The sequence below is a fragment of the Pseudomonas sp. B21-010 genome (assembly GCF_024749325.1).
GTDB lineage: Bacteria > Pseudomonadota > Gammaproteobacteria > Pseudomonadales > Pseudomonadaceae > Aquipseudomonas > Aquipseudomonas kilonensis.
The window spans coordinates 910975-930011 of record NZ_CP087198.1 but is presented as its reverse complement, the minus strand read 5'-3'; the positions used below and the strand labels follow the sequence as shown (position 1 = coordinate 930011).

Below are 19037 nucleotides of genomic sequence, written 5' to 3'. Positions count from 1 at the left end.
GTTTGGCGACTCGACAACGAGGTAGCTCCTTTCAACTGAATGAGGTCCTACCGATGAACCGATACATGCCCATCACCGGCGTCGACTGCGTCCCCGCTACCCTGCTGATCGACACCGAAGCCCCGCTTGATGTCCTCTTCGAAACCGCTGACTACCGCATCCGCACCGTGACCCAACTTCTGGAAAATATCGCGTTCCGCTCGGAGATCAGTTCCGACACGCTGGTGCTTTCCGACTTCTGCAAAATGCTGACGATCGCGCTGCGCGATGGGTGTGATGTGATGGATGTGATTGGCAGACGATTGCGGGCGCAGGCGGCGGAGTAAGTGAAGACGGGCGACTATGGCCATAACGTAGCCCCCACCGTCGGGAGCAACTACATCTATCTACTCCGATGAGCTGTGGCGCAGTTCGTCAAGAACTGCGCCACATTTTCAATCCAAAATGGCGCGATTCTGAGAACTGCGCCATAATCGCGCCAAATCTTCTCTAACAGCGCCAACATAACCATGCCTTCGACCACCAATATACTGAACAGTATCCTGGCATCCAAGAGTGGGGCGAGCCTCTCAGAGCTCTTGGCCTGGCACCCTGAAATTGCCCGGCGAACGGCGCAGCGCATCCTTGCAAACCTGGTCGAAAGCAGCCAAATCACTGCACAGGGAGAAGGCAGGGCACGACGTTATTTCGCAATAGAACACCAGGCCGAAACCCACGCCCTGAATACTGACACCGATGCCTTCCCTGCCTTCATTCCATTATCTGCAGACAGCCGGGACATACTCGCCTATATCAACCAGCCCACAGAAGCGCGCAAGCCGGTGGGCTACCAACGTGACTTTCTGGACGCCTATCGTCCTAACGAGACAGGGTACTTACCTGAGTCGTTGCGGCGCCAATTGCACAGGATGGGCAAAACCGCAGATGCGACGGAGCCAGCAGGCACTTACAGCCGGGCGGTCCTGAATCGCTTGTTGATTGATCTGTCGTGGGCATCAAGCCATCTGGAAGGGAACACCTACTCACGGCTCGACACGCGACAACTCATCGAGCAAGGTAAGGCAGCACAGGGCAAGGCCGCTATAGAAACGCAGATGATCCTAAACCATAAGACAGCTATCGAGCTTTTGGTCGAGAACATCGAGAGTGCCGAGTTCAACCGTTACACATTGATGAACCTGCATAGCTCCCTGGCCGAAAACCTACTGCCCAACCCAGCAGACGAGGGCCGAATTCGCCAGCACGCCGTCGACATCGGGAAAAGCACCTATCGCCCGCTCTCAACGCCACAGCAAATTGAAGATGCACTGGACGTCCTGCTTGGCAAAGCCAATCAGATCGCTGATCCGTTCGAGCAGTCTTTCTTCATGATGGTGCACCTGCCCTACTTGCAGCCCTTTGCCGACATCAATAAACGCACATCCCGACTGGCAGCGAATCTCCCCTTGTTCCGTGCCAATCTTTGTCCGCTGACCTTTCTGGATGTACCGGAGCAGGCCTACAGCCGAGCCACATTGGGTGTGTACGAAATGACCCGTGTAGAGCTGCTTCGCGACCTGTATATCTGGGCCTACGAACGCTCAACACAGGAATATCTGGCAATCAAGCAAGACCTTGCGGAGCCGGACCCTTTACGCCTGGCATGGCGAGACTTCATCAAGAAGACCATTCGGGAAATCATCACTCACCCAGAACTTGACCCATTGTCATGTATTCAACGCTCGGTAGCGGAATATGTTTCAGAAAGAGAGCAGCCGCAAGTGCAAGCGCTGATCATCGAAGAACTCCGTCGACTGCACGAAGGGGTCCTCGCACGCTATGGGTTACGACCATCAGAGTTCATGTCCTGGAAGTCGCTCCATGGCCACTGATGGATGATCACTGCGCAAAAATGGGGGCACCCATTAGCCGGTCTCAAGTCAAGGCTAAAAGCCAACTCGCCCTGCAGCTTTTAACTGTAGGGTTTCCCTTTGTCTCAACCTGCTCGGTTGAACCCGTCGTACCCGTTTTCTCATCAATGGCTACGACCGAGTCGTGCCTGACACCCATATGGATCAAGCGGTAGCAACACAACACGCACCGCCCTGGCAGTGAACTGCCCCAGAGAAACGTTGGTACCGCCAATGTGTCCAAACGTGTCACAGAACTGTGGCTCGTGCGCAAAGCGCACGTCCAGTCTCTACTGGCTCACTTGGCGGACGACCCGGTTACGTCGGCTTGGGAGCTTCAGCTGTCGCTTTTGCACCGGCCTACCAAATTAAAAATTAAAGCGCATGACCTAAAATCTCTTGAAAATCATCGGCCAAGTCACCGAGCTCTATATTAGGATTAAGTATCATTAGCTGGTCCGCGGTCACGTTTAGCGATGCGAATACTTCCTCAAGCACAACTGCATCAATGTTTTTTTCATAATAGTCCTTAGCTAAGGCTTTATAAGCCTCAATTCCTTCCACAAGAAAATTTAGCAGCGGATACTCTTTCAGCCCATCCGGCGACGCACACCACTAAGGTTGCTTGACACCTCGCCAAAAAAACAGACTTGCATTATCCGCAGAGAACGCTGGCTCAACTTTAAATTGCTGAAACGCCTCGGGCATGGTATTCAAACAGCCAGGCACATCAGATAGAGGTGAGCCAAATATGACTTTCCCTGCAACACCTGCACTAGTAAAGTGCAAAAAATACTCGCCCCCCGAACCGTCTCTCATTGAGCCCATCATTTCTTTCCCCGCCCCATCCCAATTACAGTTGAATGAGAAATATCTATACTCCCACTCAGGCATAATTATGGCATCTAACAGAGCCAACCCCTGAGCCACATATTTAACACGCTCAATTGAAGGCAGCTCATCTATATTACGAATGGAATCATCCACCTAAGTTCACCTACTTGTCAGATTTAGCTCTATTTTCTTGTCGAGATAGAATTTTAATACTTGAGCTGCAATTTGCAAAAAGGGGATAGTTTTATTTAAGAACTTAGCAAAAAATAAATCCCCCCCTTTTTTTGTCCCCTTTTTTTTCAATAGGCACTTAACGGAAAGTTTATGCCTTCCTGCTCCGAGTCGATACTCGGCTTGGGCAATAATTCACCCACTAGAAAGCTTCAACAGTATCGCGTAAGGCAACTCATCTTCAACAATATCAGGCAAGCGAAAATAATAAACAGCCGAGGAGTTTTCCAAGCATTTATGAACAAACACGCCATCAGACATCACACGATAAGAGGCGTACTCCATAAACCTTTCAGAAGCAGGAGAGCTAAGAGAAGTTTTTATCTGACTATAGGTTCCACCAGCCCCCATTGGAAGCAATTCAGACGGCGGCGGGCGTACAGCCATGTCATCACTTTCAACATCCCGGTAGTAGGCTCTCCGAAATGCAGGCTCACTGCTGGCCCAGTAGAGGGATAGCAAACGAAGCTCCTCTTTTCCCTCATTTAAAAAAATATCAGCTAAAAAATACTGATCGTCCGAAATTTTATATGCCCCATCTTCCACGACGAAAACGCATTGCTCTCGTGTATCGACACCCTCCCCAACCTTTAAATTGCACAGCGACGACCATTCTTGCATCTTAAATACCTCAAACCTATTGAAAAATAGGAGACAGATCTATTTATAAACCAAGAAAAGCAATGAGCCTGCCCCTCTGCCCTTTTTGCTCATTGCGGGCGCAGGCGGCGGAGTAAATGAAGACGGGCGACCTTTGGGGTCGCCCGTTTCGTTCATCTGCTCCCGTTAGCGCACACGCTTACTGACTACCTTAAGCCCCTGCGCTTATTGCACCGAAGCCGTCTTGAAGTGACTGACCGAGCTGTCAGCCCCGCTTGGCACTCGGGGACAGGGCGACCGGCGCCACGAAGTCGAACGTTTCCTGACCCGCTGGAAGCATGTAGGGATCTTTCATAGTCAGGCGGTACACCGCAGACACCACAGCAGTGTCTATCACTGGATCGCCGGAACTCTCGGCCAGGTAAACCTCGGGCTTCGGACTGCCGGTCGAGAACCTGAAAAGCACTCTAACTGTCAGCGTTTGACCAGAGTGATTGAGCCCACCGAGCTCATACGAGCGCCATAACTCGAAACGCATCTGGCGCAGAAGCCCCCCAATCCATACTCGATTGTATTTCTGCACCTGCTCAGCATCGAGCTCCAGCCCAAGGGCCAATAGCGGCCGCATTGCCTTCCAGGCGGGGTCGCCGTATTTTTGGGTAGCATCGACGTACAGCTTCAAAGCACCCGACACATCCTGCGCACCGCCCTTGCCCTGCTCCATCAACCCACCCAACCCCACCACACCACCTATACCTGCACGGGTGTAATAGTCGCGGGCCTTCACCGGGTCAACTGGCTCGTCAATCCCATCCCGCGCCATGCGCGCGAGCTACACATAGGCATATGGATCGGCCGGCGCCGCTTGCAGGTAGAGTGTCCTGGCTCGGGCAGTGTTCTGGCTCACGCCTGTGCCGCGCTCATAGAAGGTACCGAGCACATGCTGGCAAGTCGGAATCCACCTTCGCTAGCGGATATGACGAGCTGCAAGTCGGACGGTTGAACAGTTCGGTAGTGGGTGGTTTGGCGACATGCCTTGCCTTGGTTGCCATCCAAGGCGTCGTCAAAGGTGCCAAGCGGCACGAAGGGATTGCGCAACTCCGCAAGGTAACGGTCCGTCGGAGTGGTGCGGGACTCCTCAAGGTACTCGACGGTGCTCTTCCCAAGGTCTTTCATACTCTGGCAACCGCCAAGAGCAATCATCAGACCGATCCATACGGTATTTTTAGTCATGCTGTATCTGTGTCCATACGTGAAACGCGGTTGCTCGTCGTGATGATCCGCGTGTGCTCCAATAAATAAACAATAAACTGGACAGACCTAGCTTTAGCAAAAAACAACTGCTAACTACCTGATAAAGGGTTGTCTGCCCCCGCCTTCTTCACTCCACACATGTCTTGGGCGTGATACGGATATTTTCAGGCAGACTTTCACCACTTTGCATTTCAGTGCTCAACGCTGGTTCTTTGCGTGCGCTCAACTCAATAGGGTATGGCCCGGTCTGCGCTAGGATTGCTCTTGTTTGAGCGATAAAAGCTTCGTCGTTGCGTGTATAGAAGATCCACTCCCGCTGTTTTCCACCCGTCACCGTGCACACCCACTTCGCTAGCCCTTTATCCTGCATCGCCGGAAGTATCAGCCTCTCCATTTCATTCATCCGGACACGGTCTCGGAGAGCCGGTATGAGCCCCTTGGAGGAGTACTTCCAAGTGACCTTGACCTTAAAAGGTAGTGCCCGCTTTTCAGTCGTCGATATCGAACCAGCACCCTTGTAGAGCATGGGAACGGGTGTATCTGGAAAATCGGACGGTTGGTAAATATCGTCGACAACGTCGACTATTTCCATTGGTTGAGGATAATCGCCGGTATCATCGAGAAGGGCGCTGAGAGCCACACTTTGGCTGGCCCCCCGATCAGCCACACAGTTATCGTACTCCACACTTTTAACCGGGCCCGCATCCAGGCACCGGTCGCGCTCGACCGGTGGGGGCGAGTGGGTTTTGGAGCTGGAGCAGCCCGCGATGAGTACGCTTGCTAGCGCCAACAACCGGAGCCGGTTATGGACGCCCATCTGGCTAAGCCCCAAGTCCAGAGACTGTGATCCGGAGAGTTTGCAGTCCTGGCGTTGCCTGAGAAGCTTTGCTGTAACGTACTGCACGCCATGACCAGACTCCATCAAAGGGCGCTCGGATTTCTCAGTGACCATCGGTGTTTTTCCCTCAACTCTCGACCTCGTCCTGAAGACCGGTCCTTCTAATTCTTACAAAAATGGACCAGAAATGGGGACAGATTTATTTATAAACCGAGCAAAACCAACAAATCTGCCCCTCTGTGTTTCACAAAATAAATCTGTCCCCTTTTTGCTCCGGCATCATTTTGGGCAGCTCAACTGTTCAGGGCGAAGCTCAATGGAAAAGAGTGTGCTGTTTCTGGCCAGGTAGTGATGCTCCTGGTGAAACTTGAACCTGCGCATCATCGTCAGCAACTGCGGTTCCTTGCAGGCCAGTTCCTCCAAATCACGGCGTACTCTCGCCTCCATGCTGGCCTTGCGTTCCTCGGAGAGGCTGCTCGCCGCTAAGTCGATCCTGTAGCGGTAGAAGATCGTGTCACCGTACGTAAAACCGACGTACTCAAGGGTGGTAATTGCATCCAGTTGCTTTGGCAGCGTCGCGTCCAGCTGGGCGAGGTGCTCGACCAGCAGCGCCTGTTGGGCCATCTTCTCCTGCTCGGCTTTGAGCGCGAAATAGCGTCCAATGCCGGCAATCAGTACTACCGCAGCGATACCCAAATAGAAATTACGCGGATTGCGCCGTTTCTTCGGCGCCAACTTCATCAACATATTGAATGACTCGTCTAAGCATGAAAAAGCCCTAGCGAAACTAGAAGCTACGGGTGAAAACGGTTTAGCCTGACACAACATCCTCGATGGGAGCACTCGGCCAGCCGTTTTCATTTCTTATAGGTGTATCAGCTGGTTAGCCGCTAAGTAAGCGCCATTTAAATCTGCCCCCTTTTCGCTTCGACGCGAGTCAAACAATCTCGAACGCTTACAACTTACCCTTCTACCAGAACAGCCAAGGCCATTACAACCTGATCCGAATTATCCGCTAAACTCACACCATACCCGGAAACCTCCAGACCACTATAATCACCCATAGCAACATACCACTCCTCTTCGGCATCAAACTCTAGCTCAGCGAAACCCTGAAGATCACTTAACAAGTCACCCAAACCTATACCACAAGCCAACTTACCCTTGTATGAATTTACTGGCCTGCCGCCATCCCTGTATTTTTCAAACATCAAAACCTTAACCGCATAAATCTTCCAAGAGCGGACAATAACATATAGCGCCCGAGGATCAGCACCCGGATGCCCTGGACTATTAAAAAACAAATGCCAATTTGTCAAACCCCTATCAAAAACAGAGAAACCATATCCCCCATTACCATCCGAGTCGAGACCCATTACCATGGAAAAAACTGGCGAACCTTCAAACTGATAAAGAGCTTTACCTTCTTCAACCAAATAACGACCAAGCCCCCTTTCGAATTCAGCCACTGATATTAACAGAGGAATTCCGGCTAAAGATTTGGCAGGTACTACAGGTGCATACCAAGAGATTTCAATGTTTATATCGTAGTTCATTCCGGAACCCACCTACTTCTAAAAAAGGGACGGATTTATTTAGAATAGAGCAAAAAAATAAATCTGACCCTCTGCGTTTCACAAAATAAATTTGTCCCCTTTTTTTGTTTTTTCCTAATGCATCGGGAAACGATCTGGTTTGGTGGCCATACAAATGCTTGTCCCCTTTTCGTTCGCTTTTGAACGCTCGATTTCCCGTGGCACCCTCCCTTTACTTGGATCGGATCACAATTGTAGATGCGAGCATGTCACCAAGCCGCTTCCGTGAGCCAAAGAAAATAAATACCCAATCAAATACATTCAGGAACGGGGTAGTGATGTTACGCATAAAAGACTGATAAACGTTGCAGCTCAGGTAACTGCGCTCATCAACCACAGACATTCCTAGCAGCTTTTTCCCCACGCTTTGGCCGTTCGGCATTGAATCAGAAAACAGGTAGTACGCCGCAGCCACACCTAAAGCCAGAAAACCGACCACGTTTGGCGGAAGACCGACGAACTCGGCTGAGCGTCCTACGAGGACGAACAGAAAAATAGTAATGAGAGAGTCAATGATCTGCCCTCCCCATCGACGCCCCAGGCCTGCCAGATTATTGGGTTTACGATACTCATCCTGAGTATTGTTGCTGATCTCCATGAATTACTACTCCTTAGGTATATAGATACAGAATTAGCAACGAAAACAAACGAAAATATTATGGAGGAGCACATCCTCATATAAACGCATCTCAAATCTTAAGTCAGAAACTGAAACGGTCCTCAAATACTGTCTGCCCCCCTATTCTGACGACACATTGCCGTGCCACCTCGACGGGTACTACCTTGCCTAAAACCGGCATCATGGCCTTGTAGAACACCTTGTCACAGGCTTCATCTTTACTAAACGGTTGGGCTCTGCCCTCAGCGTCCGCAGTAATGTGGCAGCCCGCTACTAAATCAGCTGGCAGGTCTTTAAAGGCGACAGGCTTTTGAGTAGTGCCCGCCTGCGCCTCGATCATTTCATTGCAACCACCGGTTACGGCCCCTTCCTTAACGGTTTTTACAAAAGCAACGCGCTCGTAATCGGTACCGCTGAAAACAGTCTGATCGTTGACGCTAACGCGATACTGCGAAGGCTGGAGCATGATGGATTTGATGCAAAACTGTGTTGTGACCGGCTGATTATTCACCGAGGTCGTTGCCGACTTGCAACCCGGGACTGCGTTGGCGAAACCACCGTTTTGCGCGCTACCTATGACCGGAATACGCTCCTGAGGCTGCGTGATGTCATAGGCATGCAGTTCACAGCCCCCACCCACAAACTGGAGTTCCGCCAGATAAACCTTGCCTTTCTCCGGCGTGAAAATGGTACTGATCGGACCGCAACGATAACCGCGGTTGATACTTTCGCCAGTGGCGTAACCCGATACCTCGAATGGCTGATCGGGATCAGCTTGCACTTCCAACTGAGGGAAATGCTTCAAGGTCGCGCTGTGGGCCGTTTCGTTGAGCTTGGCAATCCAGCCGAACACTTTGCCGCGACCGGAATCCACCACTGTCCCCTGCACATCCATACGCCGGTCTGGATCCGTCGCTCGCCTGATTGCAAATTCCACAGGGACGACATTGCCCGTCGCTCTCATGATCACCTTGGCGTGCTGCGCATCGACGACAACCTTTTTCTGCTGGAATTGGATACCGTCGCGAAGCAGGTTAGGAGAAGAGTCCCGGACGTTGGATTTGCAGCCGGATAACGTCAGAATCAAGCCAAAAATTAGCAGCGTTGTTTTCTTCATGAATGCTCCAAACGCGTCATTGACGCTTAAAAAATTCTTATGCATCAGCACGATAAATAAATTCAGCTTATTGGATCGGGGGAGTACTGACCCAGCCGACTCAGAAGACATAATTTTGATGACCGAACCTAAGACTTTTGCAGAGCATCAGGCCTCAACGCATCACACTTCGCGACCGGCAAACAAAACAACGCCAAATGTACGTATAAATAGCAAAACAACAAATCTTTCGCCATTTTTTACCACCTTTTAATAACATACTACGACCTATCCTGACCATGTCTCTCTACCAAACCTAGCAAATACTCCTCCATCACATCAAAACGAATTGCGGTTGCATATAAGCGTTTCGGGTCTTGCCGGGAGGACCCCCTAATTAAAGTTGGGACATCGTCACTCAACCACAATTCCCGGTGAGGATAGATCGCATATAAAGCCCCCTCAATATCCTCCACAACCATATGCCCATGCCAAGGATTTTCATACAACTTTCCAGAAATCGATTTAACAAACAAAAGAGCCTGTTCACCAACCTTAAGGGCTACATCCCCCCACGTACCCCCAGATCGAATGAACTCAACTTCCGATTTAAGAAAACTGCGAACAATTCCTTCCCCTGTAGAATATATCCGCCCAATTTTCGCCCGCAAGACCTGCGGGCGTGGAGCGCCAGTCACATGAACAAAAACAAGATCATACCTCAACACCTTATTAAGTAAAAAATCTGACTGCTTGTTCATTTCACTGGTCTCCACGGCGTCCCAAGCTGTTCCAGACGAGGCATATAAACTTTCATAACGCCAGAATTCTCCGAAGAAGGAAAGCAGAGGAAAGGGGACAGACATATTTAAGTACTTAGCAAAAAAATAAATCTGTCCCTTTTTTTCTTTTTTCTCGATAAGTAGGGCTAATTACGTCAGATATATTCTGGCCTGTCGCTTTTGGACCTAGCCTTTCTCAACCATTTTTAAACGCATAATCATTATTCAACTGAAAAAAATTATTCTTTTTTCTAAGAAATCGATAAAATTTTTCGCATACAAACTAGAAGTTTTATTAGAAAGATCAAGCCTGTAAACAGGATACTCCCCATCATTAAGACCATCGTCCGTGGCAAAATAAAATGATTCCCCTGCACCCGGCGGTTCACAGATAAATAGCCTCTCCTTCCCACACACCCATTTCGACCGTTAACGATTGACATATAAACGATATCACCACCCCTTACACTATCAAAATCCATTTCGTAGATACTATAAATTTCCTCCCCAGATATTTCCCCGCCAGAATAACACTTCAGCCACCATTTATAGCTATCAGGCAACTTCAACCCAAGACGAGTTTCAGCTTTATAAATCCACTCATCAGCAATCCCGTCACCATAATCAGCAAACTCAACGAAATCCGACTCTTTAATAACATTAATTATTCTCGAATAATCCACGCCTAATTACTCCCCGCTCCGACCCCGCAACTTCCAGAGAAAAAAGGGACAGATTTATTTATCAACGCACAAACCAACAGGCCTGCTCACTTCATAAAATAAATCTGTCCCCTTTTTTTCTTTTGCACCATTAGCTCCGTGCTAGGAGCCAATTAGCATCTGATAGAACGGTCTATATGGTTCACCACCAGCCGCGATTACACAGGCATCTACACAGGATTTCCTTCGGTGTTCGTCATCCGCCAATATTTCATCATGCAGACACCGCCCCAAAAAGCACGCTGCAGGAAGCAAAGCCGCCAAAAAGCTTTCTCCATTCGTCGCACACCGCCAAAGAATATGCTTCTGCACAGCGGAGAAGTCCTCGACGTAAACTTCGCCAGAAACCATATCAAGCATCAGCAAATCGGCTTCGACCTGGCCTATCACCCAATTAGAGTTTTTCTTCTGCGGCTTTAAGCCGAATCTCAGCATTCCGATTTCGACATGAGATGGATCATACCTTTCAAAAAGCTCGCCAAGCTGACCCGGCAGCCCCAACTCCTTCAAGCTTTCCTCGCGCCCAAGAATGAAGAAAGATCGTCGAAACTGGTCAATTTCATCTGATAAAAGCCCTACTTTGGCCAAATCAGCAATATCGGGTACGCACCCCTCCAGTCCTTTCTTGAATTCACTAACGTTCATACAGTTGCCTCACTGATTTGGATGCAAAGCCTTGTACCATTTCTGATGGATGATTTCCGGCAGAGGCGTAGCTATTGGGCCTTGATCAATGTGATGGTGCACCAATCGCTGTCCCACAAAGGCCTCATGCTCTGGGTAATGAGTAATCCAGGCATCATTGACGACAGGAGATCGCCTAGCCCGAATTCGGGCCAAGTTTGCGGCATCAAATGCCTCTGGCTGCTGCGTCTGCATCTGCTTCCAGAACCAAGGTCCATTTCGGGGATGCCCTGCAGCGTTCAAACCGGAGCCTGGAGGCGCGCTGCTCATGTCTATAATGGCACCTGGCTTCATGTAGCTCTCGGGAACTAGGCTGAACGGTGCGTTGTTAGGAACAACCTTCGTCCCGCTTGTCGCAATTGTATCTGCTGCCCCTTTTGCACCGCCTAAAAGTTCATCTGCTGTACCACCCAGATTGGGAGTAGCGCCACCTTTCAAAGCAGAGGAGAGTTCTCCGGATAGTGCCTTACCCCCAACGTGCGCGGCTAGCAGTTCTGCCAGCGACTGAGCAGCCTTATAGCCGAGATCCCCGGTCGGGCTCGCTTCTCCGGGGTACTGAGCAGGATCAAATGAAGCGAGAACTCGCTCTCCCTCTGCTGAGATATAAGGAGCGTTGGTCTGGTCGAAAGATTCGGCTGCGCTTGCAAACGCGAGAGTTCCCATCGATCCCAAGGCGAATGGTGCCGCGCAACCTACAACGCTTACGCAGGCAGGGGCGGAGCCGACCATACTAATATATGAGAGCGTGCCCGCTCCCGCCTCCACGGCCGCACTCCCCGTCCACCCTAGGTCGTTAATTAACTCATCATGAGCACTGAGGGTGTCGTCTATCCGATCTCCAAAGCCATAATCAAACTGTCCTGTGCTTTTAAGTAGCGCGAGTTCCTCAGTAAACCCTTGCCCTAGCGTTTCTCGTTTCACGAGCTCATCGTAGTGTTTATCACTCGACGGAACGGACTTACTGCAGTGGGTCAATGCACATGCAGCTGCATCGAGGCGGGCCTTGTTATCGGGGTTGCGTCGACGTTGCTCATCCAATGCAACGGTTTGCATTTCATGCAACGAATGGTTGTACTGCGTGGAGTTCCTCGCCACCCAGGCACCTTTCTCCAGCTTGCTGGTATCTCCATCCGCCTGCGAAGCTGCCGCAAGCAACCCAACCATCTGGGAACTCATGCTCAGCAGGTTTTGATCACCTTTAACCAGATCGTAGAGATGCCCAACTAGAACCTCGTTAGCCCCCGCTGCCAAGGCTCCGATTTTGAAATCACTGCCAGTAGCTTCGGCGAGAAGCCCGCCCACCATTGCTTGAATCACAATTTTCGGTGGCGAGCCCGTGGCGTACACATTCTTCGTGTAGTCGCCCACCGCGTTGAAGCTTGCTGCTGCCAAGGTGTTGAACAGCGCGCTTTTCAACGCATCGCTGGCACTGCCACCCTGTCCAAGCGCCTTGCTCAGTAACATGGAGGTTCCGTTCTGCAACGTTTGGTTGGCGGCAAATTGACCGACGCCTTTCCAAGTGCTCAGTGAGCTCGACGTGCTTACATTGTCGACTGCGGTATTCGTTTCAGTGCCAGTCCACCCATCAAAATATGCAGCCGTCAGCCCTGCTGTAACGCCAGCGATGGCATACCCCTTCATGGCATCTGAAGAAGTCACGTCCTTGAACACGGCGCCAAGATTGCCGCGATTATTGACAACGCTGACGGTCGCGTTTGTTGCAGCTCCCGCTGCCACGGCGCCGGCCGCGGCTGAAATACCAGCAGCCGTCTCCGCCGTAATTGTTCCGGCGGCGACCATCCCTCCAGTCGCGGTTCCCATTGCGCCTGCCGCTAACGGTCCAACGACCGCTGCCATCAAAATCGCAATGATGATCTGCGAAGCCGGCCCCAAGCCGGAGTTGCTGTACTTGAAGCTGTCGTGGATCTCTTTGACTTGACGCCAGTCCACATCACCGCGTTTTTCCGCGTCCTTGAGCCATGCCAATTGCGGATCAGCCTTGACCATCGCATCGATGGATTGGCTGACGGTTTGCTGATTGACCTGGTTGATATCGATCTTCAAACCGTTGACGGCTTTGATCGCAACATTGCCCTCAGCAATAAACTGGCTTTGGCGCAAGGTTTCGTCGGTCTTGCCCTTACCCTTGGACGAGACCCAGAACGCATTGTTGTCAGTCTTCTCGTGGCTCTCCTGATGTAGATCCTTCACGCCTTCGAAGGTAATGGAACCGCTACTGTCCAGCGTGATGTCCTTGCCGCTCTGCAGTTTCGCCACCTGATACAGCTGGTCGCCGCCGCTGACCAATCGCAGGTCGCCCCCGGTAGTGATTTCACTGCCGATGTTTTTCACATCGGTCACTTCATCCCGCTGAGTCTTCTTACTCCCCCAACCACCTTTCTTCTTCATGTCATACAGCGAATAGTCGCGGTTCTGCGCAGCCAGCAGCTCAAGCTTGCCACCCACCACGAAGTAAGCCTGGTTTGCAGCGTTGACCTTGCTGGCGATCATCGCCAAATCCTGCCCCGCGCTCATTACAACGTTGCGCCCCGCATTAACCGTCGAGGCCACCTGACTGACGTGGTCCTCTTGGCGGGTGACCTTCTTGCTCTTGCTGGAGGAATGCTGCTCATCCGCCGCCGAGGCGAAGGTCAAGTTTCCTTGAGCAGCCATGGCAACGTCGCGCTTGGCATCGATCTGAGTGCCGACAACGGTGAGGTTGCGACCAGCGTTGACGGTCAGGTCGCGGCCGCTGTCGAGGCTGGAGCCGTATTGCTTGATGTCTTGGTCGCGATGCCGGCCGCGAGTGCCGCTGGTGATGCGTTCGGCGGCGATGAGATTGACATCGCGCGTGGCGTTTAGGGTGGTGTCGGCGCCACTTTTCAGCACGCCGCCGACGCTGTTGATGTCACGCCCTGCGCTGATGATCAGGTTGTTGCCGGCTTCGATACGTGCGGCGCTGTCGATGAAGTCGGTGCGTTCGCTGCGGTAGCCGCTGTCGCTTTCGTGGGTGGTAACGGTACGCTCGTTAGTCACGTCGCCAGTCAGAGCAACAACACTGACATCCCGCCCAGCAATAACCCCGCCTGCCCGGTTAGTAAGATCATTACCCGCCAGCGCTTCAAGCCGATTCCCCGCCTCCAGCAACCCGCTGTTAACCAGACTGTCGCCCGCCGTCGCCCTCAGGTTGCTGGACGCACGCAAGGTGCCCGCATTGTTCAGGTTTTTACCCGCAATCAGGCTGACGTCTGAGCCCTGAATCAGCGCACCATTCGGCGCCAGACGATGGTTGGCCTGGGCCAGATAAAGCACCGGCACCAGCACCTGTTGATTATTCACCGTCCGGTTTTCCATCCAGACGATGTCATGGGTCAGGGCCGCAACCTGTTCGGCGGTCAGGCTGACGCCCAGGGACAGGTTGAGACTGTCCTTGCTGGCGATGGCATTGTTCATCAGGTACTTGAACATGCCGTCGTCGGAGTTCTGGCCGTCGAGGAAGCGTTGGCCGGTGCGGGCGATCACCGCCTGTTGGATCAGGCGTTGTTCGTAGAAGCCATCGCCCAAACGCTTGGCGGCCACGTCGGGGTCGTAACCCAGGTTTGTCAGCAGGTAGTCCGAGCTCATGAACCGGCGCATGTCGGTCAGCGCCGGGTTGGTCTCGATCAGGTATTTTTGCGGGTTGGCCTGGAACGAACGGTCCGGCAGGCCACGCACTTGCGTCAGGCCCGTGCTCTGGGTCGGCGTGGCCGAGCCGTCGCCGCTCATGCGGAACAGGCCGTTTTGCCCGGTGGGCAAGTCAAACCCCGGCAAGGTCAGCGGATCAACTTGTTGCTGGGTCAGGTTCGGGGGTAGCTGCCGATTGACGCTGATGCGGGTCGAGAAGGCGTTGTCAGCCTGGGTGTCGGTACGCGGGCCAGCGCCAACGTAGTTGTAGCCGCCACGCACGACGCCGCTGTTGAGGTCGCCCTGGGTTGGAATGTCGAGGGCACCACCGGCCTGGATAATCGCGGCATAGGTCTGGTTATCGGTAGTACTGGTCTGGGTGCGAAACTCCAGCAGCTCACGCTCGGTCATACCAATGAAGCGGCTCATCGCTGCTTCAAGGCCACCCAGGTCGTTGGCGTTGTAGCCCGGGCTCTGCAGCCAATATTTGTTGGTGAAGTCATTCGCCGCGACGCGCCAGCCACTCGGGTGGCGCGTGCGTTGGGACCTGAAGGTGCGCGAGGTTTCGGTCTCGCCAGTCTCGATGCCGATGTTGTTCAGGCTGACGAGGTTGGCGGTCAATGCACCGCCGACGCCGATGCTGCTGCTCCGGTTGGTCAGGGTGTCGCCCTGGATAGTCAGGTTGCCGCCGGTGGTGATGCTGGAGGCGGCGCTGGCCGCGGTGACTTCGAACTTATCGCGCTGGATGATCTGCCAGACGTGGTTTACCTTGGGACCGTTGCAATCACCGGCGTTGACCCTTTTGATACAAGCCACTTCCCTGATCGAGGCGGTGTAGATGCCTGCATCGTTGGTGGTCAGGACCTCGCGGACGTTGTCGATCGTGCTGGCCGCGAGGCGCATGTTGCCGTTGCTCTGCAGCGAGCCGGAGCTGTTGAGAATGCGGCTGGCACGCGTGCCGAGGCCGTCGCGATCGATGCTCAGATCACCCAGGCTGTAGATATCGGCATAGCGGTTGGTCAGGCTGTTGACGCGCAGGCTGGTATTGCCGCCGCTGAAGATCAATCCGTGCTCGTTGAGCAGGTCGCCGGTCGATACGCCGAGCGCGCCGGCACTGCCCAACGTGCCGTAGTTGTTGATCGTGGCGGCAGTGACGCTCAGGTCCGCCGCCGAGGTCAGGCGACCGTAGCTGTTGAGGACGCCATCGACCACGACGGTTGTGTTACCACCGCCAGCGATACTGCCGTTTTGCTCCAAACTGATCAGCGCGGCCTTGAGGCCCAAGGTGCCGAGACTGCTCAAGCGGCCGTTGCCTGTATAGGCGCCGGTCAGTTGCAGGTCGATGGCCCCATCGCTGCCAATCAGGCCGTCAACCCGCCAGTTGCTGCCACGGCCCACCATGCTGTCGGTACTGAGCAACTGGCCGGTGGCGGTCTGGGTCAACTGGTCGACATTCACGACCAGATGCCCGGCCTGGATCGCCGTGTTGTTGGTCCAGCGATCAGCCGTCACCGTCAGGTTGCCATAGGTCACCAGCTGACCGCCGGCCTGCCCCAGGTTGTCTTGGCTGATGCCGAACAATCCCAGGCCAGTGTGCAACAGCTTGCCACCCACGTTCTGAATGCTGCCGGTTTTCAGGCCGACATTTTGGCTGGCGGTTTCCAGGGTGCCGTCGTTGTTATCAAACAGGCCACCGATGTTGAACACCGTCGTGCTGTTCTGGCCAAGGGTGCGCAGTTGGCCTTTCTGGTTGCTCAGGCTGGCGGCCAGAATGTCCAGGCTGTCCTGGCTTTCGATGATGCCCGCGTTGTTGTTCAGTGCGCCCGATAGGTCAAAGTCGATGCGACTGGCGCTGACCTGCCCGCCGCCGCTGTTGTCCATGCCCCGGCCACTGACCCAGACCTTGCCCGTGGCGTATATCCCGCCGTTGCGATTGTTGATATCCGCCGCTGCGTTGGTGACCACGACATCGCCGGCTTGCGCAGCGATGCGTCCGCCGTCGTTGAACAGCCCAGCCAAGGCTCGGATGCTGAGTCCTTGAGCCTGGATCGTGCCGCCCTGACGGTTCACGTCATAGCCGTTTTTCAGCACGCCGGTGGTTCGTGCCTCCAGCGCGGCCTTGACGCTGGACAGCACGCCGCCACGGTTGTCCAGGTTGGTGGCGAAGACATTCAGCTTGGCGTCCTTGGCGATGATGCTGCCGCCCTGGTTATCGATGTCGCCGGATACATCCACGGTGACCAGGCCCTCGCCTTGCAGCGTGCCCTTGGCGTTATTCAGACTGGCAGCATCGAGCTCGACCTCGGCAGCACGGCTAGCGAGCAGGCCTTTTTCGGCGTTGTTGACCGCGCCGGTGGCGCTGACCAGCAACTTGCCATTGGCGGCGACGGTGCCTTTGTTGCTGTTGTCCAGGCTGGCGGTGTGCACGGTCATGACACCTTGGCTGGACAGTTCGCCGCCCCGGTTATTGATCGCGCCGGTGTTAGTGATGTCGAGATTTTTGCCGGCCATGACCAGGCCGGTCAGGTTGTCCAGGCTGTCGAGGACCAGGGTCGCGCTGTTCAGGCTCGACAGTTCACCTGCATTGTTTTCCAGATGGCCCAGGTTGGCCGTCAGCAGGCCCTGGCTATTGATCAGGCCGCCCTGGCTGTTGAGGACTTGATCGGCGCTCAGGTGCAGTTCGGTGTTACCCAGGATCCGACCTTTATTGCGGTTATCCACAACGTTGCCGGTGACGGTGGTCTTGCCCTGCCCACTGAGCGTGCCGCCCTGGTTGTTCAGCGCTGCGGTAGTCGTGACATTCAGGTCGTGGCTGGCGATGACGGTTTTGCCGGCGTTGTTCAACTGCTTGGCGGTGAGGGTGACATCACCCGTGGTATTGCGGCTGTTATCGGCGTTGACCCCGGCTTCGATAATGCCGTTGTTGCTCAGTGTGCCACCGCTGTCCAGATGAACGTTGTTGCGGGCTACCAGGTTGCTCTGGCTGGTCAGGTCGCCCTGGGTCTTCACGTCCAGGCGGCTACCGGCGTACACCTGGCCACGGGTTTCCAGGCTTTTGGCGTCGATGACGATGGCACCGGCAGCAGCCGTCTGCGCCATGCTCAAATGACCATTGGCATCCAGCTGAATATCCCCCCCACTGGCAACCATCTTGCCATCCAGCTTCACCCCAACCCCGGCCTCAGTCCCCACCAGCTTGATCGCACCGGCGTACATACCACCCAACGCCGACGAGTCGATAGCCAGTTCTGGTTTCGCACTGCCGTCATCGGCACGGGCGGTGGCGTTCAGGGTATTGGCGTTGACGTCATTGCGCCCAGCCACGATGGTCAGGTTCTTCGCCTGGATCTCGGCGTTGATCTTGGCGCTGCGAGTGATGATTTCGAAGCGGTCGACGTTGTTCGCGTTCAGGCCCGCGCCTTCAATCGCGACGCTGCCCTGGTCCACCTGATAGCGACCCACCTGGCCGTTTTCGATGATCGGCTTGCCCGTGGTCAGGGTCGCCTTCGGGGTATTGATAAACCCGCAGCCATTGCAGGTGATGCCATAGGGGTTGGCGACGATGACGTGGGCCGACTGCCCCGCCACTTCGGTGTAGCCGCGCAACTGGCTGGGGTTGCCGCCGTTGACTTCGTTGAGGATGACCTTCGCGGCCGTGCCCTGGAGGTTCGGGTTGCCGAGGATGATCCCGCCCAGTTGCGTGGACTGGGCGGGGTTGGTGGCGTTGTTGAGGATCACGCCGCTGCTGCCGACGTTGTAGTCCTTGAACTGGTTGTGAGACAGGCCGCTGCCGTTGGGCTTGGCGATGTTGACCACTGGCACGCCGTTGCCGGCCTGGCCGAGGCTGGTGCCCGGGGCGCTGACCACGATACCGCCCGCCTGCGCCCACATCGGCTGCCAGAACATGACGTTGGCCAATAGGAACGCCAGGCCGCGCTTGGGCATACCCCAGAAGGCGTCGCGGGTTTGCAGGGCAGCAGAAGGCTGGCGGGCCAGGAAGGCGTAAGCGAGTGTTAGCGGAGAACGGCACAGCAGCGCCAGGCATAACCTCACCCAATGGGCGGGTAAGAACATGTTCGATCCCTCGATATGCAAATGACAGCAAGCTCGTGAGCGGACGAACAGCCAAAAACCGGCTTCCTTCCTAAAACACTCACGTTGCTGATGCGCAAACCACGCGCACACAAGACTCTGCATATCGCTTTCGGTTCAAGAGAGCGGGGATTTTCC

15 protein-coding genes are annotated in these 19037 nt (G+C 54.0%); 2 read left to right on the top strand and 13 right to left on the bottom strand.

The features are described from left to right. Positions 1-53 precede the first annotated feature (53 nt). Both LOY50_RS03920 and LOY50_RS03915 read left to right on the top strand, forming a co-directional pair. Positions 54-326, top strand: a complete 273-nt coding sequence (locus LOY50_RS03920; protein ID WP_024617777.1) for a hypothetical protein — start codon at positions 54-56, stop codon at positions 324-326. Positions 327-509: 183 nt separating this feature from the next. Next, entirely contained in the window at positions 510-1871 is a 1362-nt protein-coding gene (locus LOY50_RS03915) for a Fic family protein (protein WP_258690341.1), read from the top strand. Positions 1872-2504: 633 nt separating this feature from the next. Here LOY50_RS03915 and LOY50_RS03910 read toward each other — a convergent pair. From LOY50_RS03910 to LOY50_RS03850, 13 genes are all read right to left on the bottom strand, one after another. Next, positions 2505-2876 carry a hypothetical protein gene (locus tag LOY50_RS03910; RefSeq protein ID WP_258690340.1) on the bottom strand — a complete coding sequence of 124 codons (372 nt, stop codon included), beginning with the start codon at positions 2874-2876 and terminating at the stop codon, positions 2505-2507. A gap of 213 nt (positions 2877-3089) precedes the next feature. Next, positions 3090-3575, bottom strand: a complete 486-nt coding sequence (locus tag LOY50_RS03905; RefSeq protein ID WP_258690339.1) for a hypothetical protein — start codon at positions 3573-3575, stop codon at positions 3090-3092. 244 nt (positions 3576-3819) lie between these two features. Continuing rightward, positions 3820-4341 (bottom strand): hypothetical protein, encoded by a 522-nt coding sequence (locus tag LOY50_RS03900; RefSeq protein ID WP_258690338.1) that lies wholly within the window; start codon positions 4339-4341, stop codon positions 3820-3822. A gap of 116 nt (positions 4342-4457) precedes the next feature. After that, the gene (locus LOY50_RS03895; RefSeq protein ID WP_258690337.1) at positions 4458-4787 is read right to left on the bottom strand and encodes a hypothetical protein; all 330 of its coding nucleotides are present in this window, start codon (positions 4785-4787) and stop codon (positions 4458-4460) included. 148 nt (positions 4788-4935) lie between these two features. Further along, positions 4936-5760, bottom strand: coding sequence for a DUF695 domain-containing protein (locus tag LOY50_RS03890; RefSeq protein ID WP_258690336.1), 825 nt, complete (start codon positions 5758-5760; stop codon positions 4936-4938). A gap of 165 nt (positions 5761-5925) precedes the next feature. After that, the gene (locus LOY50_RS03885) at positions 5926-6393 is read right to left on the bottom strand and encodes a hypothetical protein (RefSeq protein WP_258690335.1); all 468 of its coding nucleotides are present in this window, start codon (positions 6391-6393) and stop codon (positions 5926-5928) included. A gap of 215 nt (positions 6394-6608) precedes the next feature. Further along, positions 6609-7202: a hypothetical protein gene (locus LOY50_RS03880; RefSeq protein ID WP_258690334.1), complete on the bottom strand. Its 594-nt coding sequence runs from the start codon at positions 7200-7202 to the stop codon at positions 6609-6611. Positions 7203-7413: 211 nt separating this feature from the next. After that, positions 7414-7839 carry an RDD family protein gene (locus LOY50_RS03875; RefSeq protein WP_258690333.1) on the bottom strand — a complete coding sequence of 142 codons (426 nt, stop codon included), beginning with the start codon at positions 7837-7839 and terminating at the stop codon, positions 7414-7416. Between the two features lie 103 nt (positions 7840-7942). Next, positions 7943-8977 (bottom strand): hypothetical protein, encoded by a 1035-nt coding sequence (locus LOY50_RS03870; protein ID WP_258690332.1) that lies wholly within the window; start codon positions 8975-8977, stop codon positions 7943-7945. 260 nt (positions 8978-9237) lie between these two features. Then, positions 9238-9822 (bottom strand): hypothetical protein, encoded by a 585-nt coding sequence (locus LOY50_RS03865; protein ID WP_258690331.1) that lies wholly within the window; start codon positions 9820-9822, stop codon positions 9238-9240. A gap of 167 nt (positions 9823-9989) precedes the next feature. Continuing rightward, complete coding sequence (locus LOY50_RS03860; protein WP_258690330.1) at positions 9990-10421, bottom strand: SMI1/KNR4 family protein; 432 nt, start codon at positions 10419-10421, stop codon at positions 9990-9992. Between the two features lie 141 nt (positions 10422-10562). Beyond that, positions 10563-11105, bottom strand: a complete 543-nt coding sequence (locus LOY50_RS03855; RefSeq protein WP_258690329.1) for a hypothetical protein — start codon at positions 11103-11105, stop codon at positions 10563-10565. Between the two features lie 9 nt (positions 11106-11114). Further along, the gene (locus LOY50_RS03850; RefSeq protein ID WP_258691203.1) at positions 11115-18752 is read right to left on the bottom strand and encodes a DUF637 domain-containing protein; all 7638 of its coding nucleotides are present in this window, start codon (positions 18750-18752) and stop codon (positions 11115-11117) included. Positions 18753-19037 lie beyond the last annotated feature (285 nt).

What these genes read in the sequence shown, in the direction of transcription:
- LOY50_RS03920 (WP_024617777.1), top strand. Translation starts at nt 54, where the DNA reads ATGAACCGATACATGCCCATCACCGGCGTCGACTGCGTCCCCGCTACC.
- LOY50_RS03915 (WP_258690341.1), top strand. Translation starts at nt 510, where the DNA reads ATGCCTTCGACCACCAATATACTGAACAGTATCCTGGCATCCAAGAGT.
- LOY50_RS03905 (WP_258690339.1), bottom strand. Translation starts at nt 3,575, where the DNA reads ATGCAAGAATGGTCGTCGCTGTGCAATTTAAAGGTTGGGGAGGGTGTC.
- LOY50_RS03895 (WP_258690337.1), bottom strand. Translation starts at nt 4,787, where the DNA reads ATGACTAAAAATACCGTATGGATCGGTCTGATGATTGCTCTTGGCGGT.
- LOY50_RS03890 (WP_258690336.1), bottom strand. Translation starts at nt 5,760, where the DNA reads ATGGTCACTGAGAAATCCGAGCGCCCTTTGATGGAGTCTGGTCATGGC.
- LOY50_RS03885 (WP_258690335.1), bottom strand. Translation starts at nt 6,393, where the DNA reads ATGTTGATGAAGTTGGCGCCGAAGAAACGGCGCAATCCGCGTAATTTC.
- LOY50_RS03880 (WP_258690334.1), bottom strand. Translation starts at nt 7,202, where the DNA reads ATGAACTACGATATAAACATTGAAATCTCTTGGTATGCACCTGTAGTA.
- LOY50_RS03875 (WP_258690333.1), bottom strand. Translation starts at nt 7,839, where the DNA reads ATGGAGATCAGCAACAATACTCAGGATGAGTATCGTAAACCCAATAAT.
- LOY50_RS03870 (WP_258690332.1), bottom strand. Translation starts at nt 8,977, where the DNA reads ATGAAGAAAACAACGCTGCTAATTTTTGGCTTGATTCTGACGTTATCC.
- LOY50_RS03865 (WP_258690331.1), bottom strand. Translation starts at nt 9,822, where the DNA reads ATGTCTGTCCCCTTTCCTCTGCTTTCCTTCTTCGGAGAATTCTGGCGT.
- LOY50_RS03855 (WP_258690329.1), bottom strand. Translation starts at nt 11,105, where the DNA reads ATGAACGTTAGTGAATTCAAGAAAGGACTGGAGGGGTGCGTACCCGAT.
- LOY50_RS03850 (WP_258691203.1), bottom strand. Translation starts at nt 18,752, where the DNA reads ATGCCCAAGCGCGGCCTGGCGTTCCTATTGGCCAACGTCATGTTCTGG.